Source organism: Hanstruepera sp. CR43 (assembly GCF_055227665.1).
Map to the genome: position 1 here is coordinate 870,696 of NZ_CP200078.1, position 13,546 is coordinate 884,241.

The window sequence follows — 13,546 nt, forward strand, 5'->3', positions numbered from 1 at the left end:
AACTACCAACTACAACTTATCACTGCCCCCTAAAAAACACCATCGTGCTCAAGGTCTTTATAATGACGTTCGCATCCAAAAAGAAACTTCTGTGTTTGATATAGTATAAATCATACTGTAGTTTTAGCAAACTATCCTCCACTGTTGATCCATATCTTACTTTAACCTGCGCCCAACCCGTTAGTCCGGGTTTGATGATATGTCGGGTTTCATAAAATGGTATGACTTGCGAGAGTTCTTTTACAAAATAGGGCCGCTCTGGTCGTGGACCAATTAAACTCATATCACCTTTGAGAATATTCAAGAATTGTGGTATTTCATCAAATCTAGACCGTCTTAAAAACTTACCAAAAGGCGTTACCCGATGATCATTTTTTGTTGCCCAAACAGCCCCTTCTTTTTCAGCGTTTACAACCATGGTTCTGAATTTAATAATATTAAAAACTTCACCGTTCTTACCAACTCGTTCTTGAAAATAGAATAATGGCCCTTTGTTGGCCATGAAGTTTCCTATAAATATGAATGGAATAAGTAACATTCCTATCATGACACCAACTAAAGAAAACAATAGATCAAATAACCTATGAAAGAATAAATAAAGTTTGTTTTGGTTGCTCCTACTAAAAGGAAAATACTTGTAAAAATCCTTACCCACAAACTGTACAGGGACTCTATAAGTTATGTCTTCATAAACTTGGGTGTATTCTTTAATAGGAAATCCACGCTCTAAAAGCACAATTAAATCATGATAAATTTCTGAAGTAATCGTTTCTGCGTTGTAACTGGCCACGATAATTTCAGAGATACTTTCTTCTTTTATAACACTATGGATTTCTTCAGGACTGTACTCTTTAATCCCTTTATATTTAACACCGTTTGGTAGTGTTTCCTCACAATTGATAAACCCAACAATTTTATAGTTTGGGTCAGAGTTCTTAAATGCCTCAACAATCGTTTCAATATTAGAAATTTCTCCAACAATCAAGACTTTTTTATAAAATCTTGGTGAGGTTATAAGTGTCATATAAACAAACCGCCAAATACTTATTGAAATCAATATGGCTAAATAGAAATAGAGAATTTGCAAACGATTGTCTGGCAATAACGGTGTAAACCATGGCGTCAATAAATAAAACAGAACCGTGATGGATACTGTAAGAATAATATTGGGCAGTACCGATTCCAACCTACCTGCTTTCTGTAAATCATAGAGTTCAAAAACAGTTCCAAATACTGAAATATAGAGTATGAGCACCAATACCCATGTCCAGTTCTCCTTTGTTACAGCAAAATAATCAAAGTCAAATCCATAACCAACCCAATAAAGCCCAGAGAGTGTACATAATACATCCATGATACGCAATAGTATCTTACGTTCAGAAATATTAAAGTGTATGTCTTGGCCAGCCATTTTATTAATAAAATGTTAAATGTAAAGATAATTACTTAGATAGACATCACGTGTATCGATATATGTAAACAAAAGTAACATCCGTCTCATGATAATTACAGTATTTCAAACCATTTTTGTTTTATAAAACTCCAATCATACTGTTCAATTTTATTTCGTGCATTGTGGCTAATATTTTTAGTCAAGTCAGGTTGAGATTGAAGTCTCAAAATAGCATCTACAAAAACATTTTCATTATTCGGATGAACCAATAAACCATCAAGCCCATCATTGATTAAATATGGGATTCCTCCAACATTTGTTGAAACAACTGGTAAACCCAAAGCCATTGCTTCAATAACACTGACAGGCATATTATCAAAGTTTGTTGTATTGATGAATACATTATAGTTTCTTGCCAAATGGATCCATTCAGCTTTAGTTAACTTACCCGTAAAGGTTATATCTACAGTCAGTTTTTTTGCCAATTCTTGAGTTTTTTTATAGCTACCATCTCCTGTATCAGGACCAATCATGCATAAGTCAGTTTCATAACCTTTGTCAATTAAAAGCTTGAGAATTTTGACAGCTAGTAAAGGATTGTAAATACTAGAAAAAGATCGTACCCAAAGTATTTTTATCTTTTCTATTGGCCTATGATTGAATGGATAGTTTTTTAAATTTAATGTATTGGGTATTAAAGTTAGGTTTAAATAACCATATCTCTCAAAAACCGATTTTATAAACGGTGACGGAGCCACATTGATTTTAGAATATTTAAAAATTAAGGAAGATAATCTTGGCGACTGTTGTAATCTTTGCTCAAGGTTACCACCGTGAAGAATAGGAATATAATCTAGGCTCAATAATCTACACAATTGACTAATTACAAAGGCAAAGTAAAAATTTTGAGTACTGTAAGTATCAATTAAAACACAATCGCTTTTCCTAAAAGATAATAAAGAAGCCCAAATCATATCTAAAAGTCTTAAAGCCTTATTAGACTTTGAAGAAGCATACCTTAATTCATAACCAGCTTCTTCCAATAAAGGCCCCAAAACAGCAATAGCTGAAACATTAGATTGCTTGTGGTTTAAGTTGTTTCCTATGTACAGGATATTTTTCATTTGTGACATTCAATAAAGCAAGCGCATACATAAAAGCAGGCATAGCTATTCGCATGCCTGAATGGTTAATAGTAGCAAACCAAAGGCATATAAACGCATAAAAATAGACATTCTTCTTGTTTTGGGAGCGGTAATATAACGGCTTAAAAATCAAAATGATTAAGATTACAACACCAAAAAAACCATGCTCGGCCAATGTTCTACTTATTTCATTGTGGGATATTACCCCCTGACCTATTTCCTCTATCCGTTGATCTTTGGCACGGCTAGATCCAATTCCAAAAAATGGATTGGACATAAAGCCTTCAATTTCATCTATAAATAGTTCGGCTCGACCAGTAGATATATCTGCTTTTTTTCTACCTAACGAATCTTCATTGGCATATCGTTTTTCCAACATACCATTGGTTTGCAAGGAAGAATATATCCAAATAGCAAAAATACTGAAACAGAACAATCCGAAAAGCTGAATGAGACTGTTCCTTTTTCTTTCATTAACATAACCATAAAACACAACCAAAAATGCAATGACTCCTATAATAGCCGCAAAAATACCTCCTCTACTTAATGTTACTAAAGCCCTAAAGCTCAAAAATGAAAAAAGACTAATATTTAAAATTTTCAACCCAATGGTGGGCGACAATATAAAAAATCGAACAGCCAACACAAACATACCCAAACCAAAAACTGTAGCTACCTGATTGGCCCCAAAACCTCCAGAAGCAGCTTTGTTTGATGCCGTACTAGTTATAATCTCTTTAAGGTCAGGTGTATAAAATGAATTATAACTCATATGAGCTATAACCGGCAGCAGTACAAATAACAAAATCATATTGATTTGTTTAAAACTCACTTTTTTATCGTAACAATAGAGTGCAGCAATCCCCAAACAAACAGGACCACTCAATACAAAAGCAATATTGGTTCTGAAGTTGGCATCAAAACTTAACGTGGTCGAGGCTACGAAAATCGACGGAATTAAAAACATTAAGTAAATAAAATAAGGATAAGCTTTACCTGAAATACCTTTATAGAACATGCCCAACATCATAAAAAGCATGACCAAATATTTGGATGCTTCATAGGAAACAGATCCACTGGTAGTGCGCATCAAAACCTCCAAACCAACAAAATAGGCCGAAGCTTTTAAAACCTCAAATGTTTTTTGAGAATTTGTAACCATAATTACCCTATATAGCCAATAAAAAAGGGCCGCAAAAAAGTAGACTTTAGCAAGAATTTCATTGAAATAAATCAACATTCCTATAACCGCATGAAATACAATGGCACTGATGTAGGTAATATTGGTTTTCAAAGTTTTATATTTTATTAGCTCAAAGCCGTTTACAAATTACTTCAACATTTGACTATTCAGCTTAAATGGCACATAAAAGACCTTTAAGCAAATATGCGCTTATAATCATCCAATGGGAATTTATAGAAGTAGCTTCTACCAGAGAGGTACAGAAAAAAATGAATGATAAAAACAGGAATATAAGGTCTAGCTAGTTTCAAATAACGATCATAGACTTTGTTTCTGTAGGCACATATTAAAAAAGGGGTAACATCAGGGTTTAAATAATTCTTATTTACTTGGTTAACATCTATCTCTTTTCCAGATATAAAAGATTTATACTGAACAACATCTCCAGATCTCACCAATTTATATACCTCAACGACTGACAATGGCTGATTGGACACATCATAAAACAACATACACCAAGATGGATCAATAAATACCCATTTATTTAAGCTATCAATGTATACTTCATTAAACGAATGTCCACCATTTTCTCTATTGAAAGGCGCACTCGTAGTTCCCCATTCGCGAACCTTAATGTCATTAATGACACAAAAATTATTAAAAATTTGTACCATATCACTGCAAACACCGCCTTTGCCATATATCATGGTCTCCAAAGTTTTATCAGAAGGCTTACTTAAACCTGATCCCGTATTGGTGTTATTGTACAACCAAGATGATAATTTCAACACAAGTTCAAAATCCGATTCGGGTTTACCATCTTCAAAAACTTTATCGTTGATCTTATAAAAAAAATCAGGAATGTCCTCTTTCTTATTCCAATCGTTATAAGAAATCGTGGCAATGTCATCCTCATTAGAATTTTCAGATAATAATCTAAATCGGGACAAATATAAAAAAGGGTGACGCTTTAATGTCCAACGAAGTTTTTTAAGTAACATTAATAAGTTAACAATTTTTTAATTTGGTTAAAAATATCATTTTATTTTTTAATAGCTGAATTATTTTAAAATAATCACTTTTAACAAAAAGATTATCCCCTTATGCTTTACTAAATAGTAAATTATTTAAAATAAAGAAGATATCAATTTTTATAACTGGATTACTTTATTTTTAGTTAATAATTTCAGTTTTAATTCGGTTGTTGTAATGATGAAAACTAAACTTCTTAACAATCGAACGTTGGTTCTGTAAAATAGAACGAAACTGCTGACTATCAATATGCAATAGTTGTTCTCTTACAACGGTTTTTAAGCCTAAAGCTGTTACATCAGTTAAACAGTAACCTGTTTCCCTGTCTTTGATGTACTGTCCAATTGAGGAAATATTTGACACCACAGGCAAGCATCCAAAATTCATAGCTTCAGCTATCGCTTTGGGAAAGCCTTCAGAAGCCGTTGTGGGCATTAAAAAAAAGTGACTGCTCTTATAAATTTCAAAAACTTGTCGCCGCGGCAAAAATCCATGGAAAACAAAATTGATACCAGATTTTTGAGCTATGTCCTTAAAATAATTTAGATCAGAACCATCCCCAACCAAATGTACCTTGTCAATCAATTGTTTTTCAGCACCTGTTAAATCTGTCAATGCCTGAATAATACGCCCTACACCTTTTGGTTTTTCCAACCTCCCAACATAACAAAATGTCAACGAGCCACCTAAAGTTTTATTTCCTGCCAAAGCATTACCTTCAACTAATTCACCCTCCGTTAAACATGGGTTTTCAAAAGTAATACAGTGTCTCGGTTGCTTATTCCAATGTCCATTCATGGTAACTTTTCTGGATTGGTGTTTTAAAAACCATCTTTGAAGAGCATAACCCAAAGGTGGATTTTTCTGATTCCAGTTACCGGCATATTTAAACCATCCTGGCGTCTTGACACACATGCTCAAAAATGGAATGACGTAAACACCAATTCCTGTAGGTCCCCGAAATTGAAAAAAATCAACTTGTTGTATGGTCTTGTCTATAATTTTTAAAACTATAGGCGCCTTCCAAATCAACCGTAACTTATCCGTTAGGCTCTTACCCCCTAAAGCTGGTAAGGGGACAAAAACAACCTTATCAGAAACATACGGCAGGGCACTTGGGGGTGGTTCCATATCGTGAAACATGGCCACATGATATATGGTATCAAAAACGTCCAGCAAATGATTTATTTCACTGATGGTCGGACCCCAGCCAACAATAGTTCCTTTAGAGTCCTTATAATGTTCCGTATGTGATATTATAGCTAATTTCATAGCGCTTCAATGACTTCTTTATACCTGTCGATAACATGTCTCCATTCGTGCTTTTTTGCCCACTGCTTGGATGCCTTACTAAATTCAGCATAACGCTTCAATATCTCCTGAATGGCATACAAAAAATCATCTGGGTCATCTGGATCAACAATAACACCGGTTACATGATTGTTAATGGCATCTTGCAAACCACTTTTTTGAGAACCAATTGCTGGAAGACCTAATGCGTTTGCTTCAATAACGGCAATTCCAAAACCCTCAACATCACCAGTTTGGGTTTCCTTACTCAACATCACAAAAATATCCGAAGACAACAAAATACTTTGTAGTTTATTATCGTCAATTCTGCCATGGAAACTCACATGAGCATCTACACCTAAACGCAAAGCTTCTGAAACAAATTGACTTGCTTGTGTTTTTAAACCTACGCAATGATAATGAATATTGGGGAATACTTTTTTCAGTACTGGAAGATGTTTGATAACATGTAATTGACCTTTCCTAGATGTCACATTGCCTACAGTAACGAGTTTTGGATCCCCCATTACTTCTTGGGCCTCTTTGACATCCAATCGCCATTTTTTGGAATCAAAACCATTTGGAATAACAGATATTTCTACATTCAAATAATTCACTAGGGATTTAGTGTAATTTGAAACTGCAATAATGTGATGAAACCTTTTTAACGCATAATCGATACTTTTTTTAAGGTATTCATTTTTAAAGTTTACTTCACTACCATGAATTACAGCCAGATACTTTTTGGAATAGAAAAAGCTACAAGTCGCCACCATCCACAATGAAAATTTACCTGAAGCAATAACAACTTCGGCATTTTTAATATACTTTATTAACTTCACAAATCGATTAATATACATCATTGGTCGAAATTGCTTTATGGCAATCCTATGGACCAAGTAGTTTAAATACCTATCAAATTCATATTCCTCTTGGCCATTTTTAGATCGTTGATCCGCTATAACGGACACTTGATAACCATTTAAGGTAAACTGTTCAGCCAGATTATAGGCATGATTACCTATCCCGCCCGGTTGTGGAGGAAACTCAGAAGTCACAAGAATGATATGTTTACCGTTTGCTTTCAATCTAACTGGGGTATGAGCGGTCCTATTTGCATTTTGGAACTAGAGTGTTGCCATGATTTACATACTTGAAAAAAAACAAATGGCACAAAAACAATGGAAACTAATGTACCTATTAAAAGCATGAACTTATTATTTTTAAACTTATAGGGCATAATCGATAAGGGCACCATTTTTAGCAGGGCCAATTGACTTCTTTTTTTACCAAAATAAGTTCTATAAAAATAAAGAACGCTAGGTATAGGTCTCGGAGCAAAAAGGTTCGTCGGCCTGAAAGCATCCCAGCTTCCCATAAAACGTAAACCACCTGTTCCCGCTTTAACATCTACACAGGCAGCATAAGGATTGGAAACACTCTTTATTCCATGTAGACAAGCACGTAATCCAAACTCACCATCACCCATACGCTGTCCCTCAAATTGACGGTCAAACAAGCCAATTTCCTTAAAAACATGCTTGAAAAGCATGGCATTGCCTGTAGCAAATTGTGAGGCTATCGTAAAAAAAGAACGTGATTTAGGTAAAGATTGATTTAATGGGTAAAATACCCCGGCGGAAATAGAACTCTTAAAAAAATCAAGACATTTTAAATGGTTTTCAATCCAATCAGGCTTTATTTTGACATCATCTTCCGAGAGTGCAATAAACTGACCTTTAGATGACTGGATTGCTGTATTTCTGGCTAGCCACAAAGCCTTCTCCTCTTGTCTTATAAGATTGATATCTAATTCAAAATCATTATAAAAATCAGGATTATAGGGTTCCGATTGATCAACAATTACAACTTCAAAATTAGTATAGCTCTGCTTTTCTAAATCTTTTAAAACGTCATTTAAATACTCATATCTGTTAAGCGTTGGGATGACAACACTAACTTTTGGAGCATTTAATATTAATTCTGATTTGAATTCACGCCACCGATCGTAATTAATATGTTGAGTTTCCAAAGAAACGCGCTTCGTTTTTCGCGTTCGAAACCAACTCATGAATTCCTTAAACGGATTATGGAATCCTAATACACGAATCAGAAAAACATAAAAAACCCAGAATGGACTAAAATATTTTCTAATAAAATAGTACTCATCATCAAGTGGTAACTTTTCAAATGATTTATACGTTTCCACATCACCAATGTAACCAGAAAAAATGGCCTGCCAAGAGAGGTCATAATCTTGGGCTAATTTTGAATGATAGTTAGTATCAATATGAAGTTGGTTTTTCAAATCGTTTCGTAAAAATGAAGCCATTGGAAAAATAGATTTACCATCATTTTGAAACAATTGAAAATACTGTGTGGGTTGTAAATATTTTAAAAAATTAAAAAGCATTAATTTCCGCTTATGGAATTTGGTAAAGGTGCACTTTGAGGAATGGTTTTAAGGTATTCAGGATACTCCATATTTTCTGGTTGCAAAAGCAAGTGACATTTTCCACGATCTTGAATCATTTCGGCATTTAAAAATTCAACGGCATCTTTCAAATACCAAGCTCTGTAATTGTTTTTTTGACACCAATCCAACATCAGCTGTCCAGCTTTTTCCATACCCAGATTCTCAACCGTATGCATTTCAACAAAGAAAACACATTGCGTTTCCTTTGCCAAAGTTTCAGCGCCAATCATAACCAAAGTTTCAGCGCCTTCCACGTCAATTTTTACTAAATCAGGCTTCAACCCATAGTACTTGTATAGAAAATCTAAAGTGACCGTCTTGACCTGCGTAAACGCATTCACTAATGCTGCTGACTCTGCATGGGAAGCATACATACTTCCCGCGGCACCTGATCCAAGTGTATAAAATTTTACGGTGTCATCTTGCTTATCACTAACAAACCCGGAGAAATACTGGGCTTTAAATCCTAGGTTATTGCTTACCAAATTCAAATGGGCCTGGTTGAGCGCTTTGGGATTCGGGTCCACCAATACAAACTCACGATTCGGATTTTGAATCATTGCTAGTAGTGTCGTATAACCTATATTACAACCAATATCAAAAATGACATGGTGATGTTTTGCCAAGTAAAAAAACCAGGCATCATCTTGATCGGTCCTTTTCCGGATGGTTCCGGGAATGGTTTTCAATGGAATACCACATAGATTCGACGTTTCTAAAACGATGTCACGTTCTGTCCATTTTTGCTTAATAGCGGTCAATACTTTCTTAAATTTCATGTAATAAGGTTTTAAAGTAAGGCAATAATTGTAAGTGGTTTTCCCATAATCTTCTATTACTTTCAAATAAATTATTTAAAGACACTTCATCAAGCTTCTGGTGAAATGAAACTATTTTGTTTTCTATGTCATGACGGTCTTCATACTCAACCCAAACAACATGTTTCTTCCAATCAATTTTACCTTCAAGAGGCAACAGGCAATCCGTGTTCACAAATACAGGTATGCGTCCCATGGCCAATGTTTCATAGAACCTATTGGAAAAATTTCCAGCTCCACGCATACAGACAACATAATCAGAATTTTTCATGTTGTCATAAAACTCCAAAGTTGTTTTGTGAGATGCTTTATCCGTTGTCACCCCTGCCCTATAGCGGTCTCTGATAATAAAATTGCTTTTTAACCGCTTTGAATTTTTCAAACAGTCTAAAATCTTGTAGCGAAAATAAGTAGTTGAAATCAATTTTTGGGGATTTGTATGATTTAATCCTAATTTTGATAGCATATTTTTAAAGCCTACTTTCAAAATATCAACCAAAGTCTGAACCTGTAATGGATTAGCCAAACCACAAAATCCAATAACTGGGAATTCAGAATAAGATCGTTTAAAAATAGAATCTCTGCTGTAATGTTTCTTCAGAGGGTCTTCTACAAAAATGGGGATACCTAAATGTTCATTAGATAACGTAGATTTATCGCCACTGGCTCGCAACACAAAACCTTCGTAATCTTTGGGAGTTTTATTCCCAAGGTCGCCAACTATAATAGATAACAGTGTTTTATTATTGGTATTAACTTTTTTAAGATAATTTTTGATTTCCTTCAAGCCTTGATTATGATAATAATAATTCCACGACATAGGTAAAATGACTACATCCGCTTCATCTAGCTCCTGACACAAAACGAAATCATTTTGCATACCAGTATCTTTTAGCAAGGGTTTTAACAATGGAAAGATATGCCATCTAAATGCCTCATTATAAAATTCCTTAGGGTAATATATTTTATTCAAAATCTGTAAAACTCGTTAAATGCTTGTTTATGTTTTTCAAGATCAAAATGCTTATGGACGCGCGCAATTGCTACTTCAGATATAGCTTTTTTATTTTCAATGGACATCGTATTCAGATTTTCAATGGCTGTTGCCATATCTTCAGTATTATAGGGCTCAATCAACCATCCGGTTTTACTGTCTTCCACATTTTCCGGGATACCGCCAACGTTAAAAGCCACACACGGAATTCCCAATGCCTGCGCTTCCAGCAGTGCATTACAAAAACCCTCGGTTAAACTGGTTTGAACATAAACATCACAGGTCTTCAATATTGATAAAGTTTCTTCGTGCGAGCAAGCACCTTTGTGAAAAACATACTCCTCGAGTTGCTTGTTTGCGATAGCAAATAAATAGCGTTCCATTTCTGTAGGACTTCCAGTTCCAATTAATAACCATTCATAATCAATTCCTCGTTTCTTTAGTTTAGAAGCAACTTCCATTAAATAATCCAACCCCTTGATCCAATTAAAACGAGCTATCGTTACAATTTTTAATTTGGAATTGGATTTTGATATTGTTTTCAAATGAGATAAATCATTCAAATTAACCGCGGGATATATGATTTGGGCAGACGTTTTCGAATTCAATCCTAAATTATAAGCCTTATGCAACAAATCTTTTGAAATACTATGAATTCTATCTACCTGTTGCCACAATAAATCGTAACAGCCTGGGTACTTTAAGGGATAAACATTGATGTCATAACCTCTAAAGCTAACGGCCATTTTGGCGCCAACAGCTTTTGGTACCAATTCACGATCCAATGCCATCGTAGCAAATCCAAAATGTATCCAATCACCTTTAAACTTCAAGAGCTCAGCATTCAAATATATTTTTTCAAAAATGCGCTTTACAGATGTTCCTTGTTTTTTTTCAAGTAAAAAGTAACGGCGAACCACTTGAATATGGAACAATAATGTTAACCCTCTTAATAACATCAACAAAATCTGTGCTATTAAATTTCTATGAATCTTTGGGTGTTTAAGATGCCTGCAAAACTCATACGTAAAATCAGAGTTACCAGTATACAACAAAACTTCATGCCCGTTTTCTTGCAATCCCTTGATTAAGGAATTAAAAAAGGTTTCTGAATAACCCGGTGCAGATGATAAAACCAAAGCAACTTTCATATACTAATGTTCTCGTTGGTATAAATTAATCTTAAAGATATCTAAATAAGTGTTAAGTGTTTTATATTGTTCCGTACTCAACACTCTTTGGGTTGTTTTACCAGTAACAATATCACTTTTTTTATGGGTTTTACTGGATGGTCTTGAAAAAACTGAATCGATATTAGAAAGCGGCTCTAGTCCGTATGCTTTGCACAGGTCTAAAAAAACACCTATATCCTCTTTTATTGTCTCATATTTAACGACTTTAAAATTTTGATCAGCATCAATAAAAGGGACTGAATTTTCAATACACCATCGAATACATAGTTTTTCAAATTCTGTTTGGTGCCTTACCTCTCGTAAGTTATATCCATAGATGTTTTGAATTAAATCACATAAATCATCTTGATTTTTAAACCAAGATAAATCATAAAGCCAAGGGAATTTTACACGGCTTTGGGATGCCATAACATCATATGGGTTTCTAACAACAAAAAGAATGGGAATTTTAAACACAGTCGCTAAATATCCAGCTGCCAAATTGCAACGAACAAACTTAATAATAAACTTTTTAGGTATCAATGGCCAAAGGTGTCGTTTCCATTTTCTATTGCTTAACTGCCCAATCCAATCAGAATCAACTTTGTTAGCAAAAACAGCTTTTAAATAGTGTCGTATGTTATTGGTTGTATTTTCAGATGTTATCAAACGATCACAAATCAATTTACCTTTTGGCGTATTAAACTCATGCTCGGGCTCAAAAAGTAAACGATATCTATGTTGCAACCCGATTATTTCAGATAACCAACTCGTGCCACTTCGGGCAGAACCTAATATTACTAGATGCTTATGATATTTTCTCACAACATATTTTTATATAAATTTTCATAAGCCTTTACTTCCTGTAAAACACCAAATTTATTTGCCAAGCCAACCGCTTCCTGTTTTTTCTGTTCATAATACGAAGGATTCCTAAAAAATCTCATAAGTCCGTCACTAAATGTTTCCGGAGCGTCCAGACTAAATACATGGCCACCTTTGCCCGATTCAAAAATATAACGGGTTCCGCCTCCCGAATCTGAACATAGAACAGGAACACCACAAGCTAATGCTTCAAGAACTGACACCGGCAAACCTTCGTTTCGAGATGCTAGGACAAATAAATCAAATGTATTTAACACTTCTGGTAAGTGTTTATTCTCAACAAAATTTTTAATAAAAACACGTTTTTCTAAACCATTTTCATTGATATACGCTTCCATCCGTTTCAAATAGTTCGGTTCCGCTTTCCCAAATAGATGTAAGTGAATAGAATTAGGTAGATTCTTTATTTGCTCCAAAAGAAATAGCTGATTTTTATTCCAGCCTATATTCCCAATACAACACAGGTTAAATGAACTTTCATCTACTTTGGGTATCTCAATAGGTTTAAATTTTTCTAAATTGACACCATGTGGAATGAAACTTATTTTATGTCTTAACAAAACATGATTAAAAAACTTAATCTTCATTTCAGGATGATCATAGGCTATATGTTTTGACAACATGCTTTTTAAAAACCAGCGTTTAGACCAGGCATCATTTTTTTTTGTGTAAGCATAAGGCTTAAACAACATACGACAGGAGAGCGCTTCAACGAAACGCGGTTTATAATCCCAAGAATGCACCAGATTAATTTTGTGGGATTTTATGATTTTAGAGAAACGAATGACATCCTTAAAGACATGACCGCTCACAGGTATGTACAACTTATGGGTTTCAGGGACAATATTCGGAATGAGCTCTGGTTTCCTGAAAACTCCGATATAAATATCAAACAAACTTTTATCCAACTTTTCGATAATGGCTGTCAATACATATTGACTCCCAGCTGTATCAAAATTAGGAATTGTAAATAGCACCTTTGCTTTTTCGGTCATAAGACATCTAAAAATTCAAAAATACACTTTTTAATAAAAATGTAAGGCTAAAATACCGGACTTTAAACACAGAATATCAAGCTAACCAAATCACAAATCAAAACCAATCCATACACCACTTGAACTGATTTTATATCAGAATAGCAACAGCAAATCATTTCGA

At 34.4% G+C, this 13,546-nt stretch carries 12 protein-coding genes; all 12 read right to left on the reverse strand.

Annotation, left to right across the window (positions count from 1 at the left end):
- Positions 1 to 19: 19 nt before the first annotated feature.
- Positions 20 to 1,411, reverse strand: coding sequence for a sugar transferase (locus ACKXGU_RS03830; RefSeq protein ID WP_463466741.1), 1,392 nt, complete (start codon positions 1,409 to 1,411; stop codon positions 20 to 22).
- A gap of 95 nt (positions 1,412 to 1,506) precedes the next feature.
- Positions 1,507 to 2,517, reverse strand: a complete 1,011-nt coding sequence (locus tag ACKXGU_RS03835; RefSeq protein ID WP_463466742.1) for a glycosyltransferase family 4 protein — start codon at positions 2,515 to 2,517, stop codon at positions 1,507 to 1,509.
- Positions 2,468 to 3,832, reverse strand: a complete 1,365-nt coding sequence (locus tag ACKXGU_RS03840; protein WP_463466743.1) for an O-antigen ligase family protein — start codon at positions 3,830 to 3,832, stop codon at positions 2,468 to 2,470. Before ACKXGU_RS03840 ends, ACKXGU_RS03835 begins: the two co-directional genes overlap by 50 nt.
- 83 nt (positions 3,833 to 3,915) lie before the next feature.
- The gene (locus ACKXGU_RS03845) at positions 3,916 to 4,722 is read right to left on the reverse strand and encodes a transglutaminase-like domain-containing protein (protein ID WP_463466744.1); all 807 of its coding nucleotides are present in this window, start codon (positions 4,720 to 4,722) and stop codon (positions 3,916 to 3,918) included.
- Between the two features lie 172 nt (positions 4,723 to 4,894).
- Positions 4,895 to 6,025: a glycosyltransferase gene (locus ACKXGU_RS03850; RefSeq protein WP_463466745.1), complete on the reverse strand. Its 1,131-nt coding sequence runs from the start codon at positions 6,023 to 6,025 to the stop codon at positions 4,895 to 4,897.
- The gene (locus ACKXGU_RS03855) at positions 6,022 to 7,101 is read right to left on the reverse strand and encodes a glycosyltransferase family 4 protein (RefSeq protein ID WP_463466746.1); all 1,080 of its coding nucleotides are present in this window, start codon (positions 7,099 to 7,101) and stop codon (positions 6,022 to 6,024) included. The genes ACKXGU_RS03850 and ACKXGU_RS03855 overlap by 4 nt, the downstream gene beginning before the upstream one ends.
- A gap of 26 nt (positions 7,102 to 7,127) precedes the next feature.
- Positions 7,128 to 8,456: a glycosyltransferase family 2 protein gene (locus ACKXGU_RS03860; RefSeq protein WP_463466747.1), complete on the reverse strand. Its 1,329-nt coding sequence runs from the start codon at positions 8,454 to 8,456 to the stop codon at positions 7,128 to 7,130.
- On the reverse strand, positions 8,456 to 9,298 hold the full coding sequence (locus ACKXGU_RS03865; protein ID WP_463466748.1) for an FkbM family methyltransferase: 843 nt from the start codon (positions 9,296 to 9,298) through the stop codon (positions 8,456 to 8,458). Before ACKXGU_RS03865 ends, ACKXGU_RS03860 begins: the two co-directional genes overlap by 1 nt.
- Positions 9,288 to 10,217 carry an exostosin domain-containing protein gene (locus ACKXGU_RS03870; RefSeq protein WP_463466749.1) on the reverse strand — a complete coding sequence of 310 codons (930 nt, stop codon included), beginning with the start codon at positions 10,215 to 10,217 and terminating at the stop codon, positions 9,288 to 9,290. Before ACKXGU_RS03870 ends, ACKXGU_RS03865 begins: the two co-directional genes overlap by 11 nt.
- A gap of 89 nt (positions 10,218 to 10,306) precedes the next feature.
- Complete coding sequence (locus ACKXGU_RS03875; RefSeq protein ID WP_463466750.1) at positions 10,307 to 11,482, reverse strand: glycosyltransferase family 4 protein; 1,176 nt, start codon at positions 11,480 to 11,482, stop codon at positions 10,307 to 10,309.
- Between the two features lie 3 nt (positions 11,483 to 11,485).
- Positions 11,486 to 12,328, reverse strand: a complete 843-nt coding sequence (locus ACKXGU_RS03880; protein WP_463466751.1) for a sulfotransferase family protein — start codon at positions 12,326 to 12,328, stop codon at positions 11,486 to 11,488.
- Entirely contained in the window at positions 12,325 to 13,383 is a 1,059-nt protein-coding gene (locus ACKXGU_RS03885; protein ID WP_463466752.1) for a glycosyltransferase family 4 protein, read from the reverse strand. Before ACKXGU_RS03885 ends, ACKXGU_RS03880 begins: the two co-directional genes overlap by 4 nt.
- Between the last annotated feature and the right edge of the window lie 163 nt (positions 13,384 to 13,546).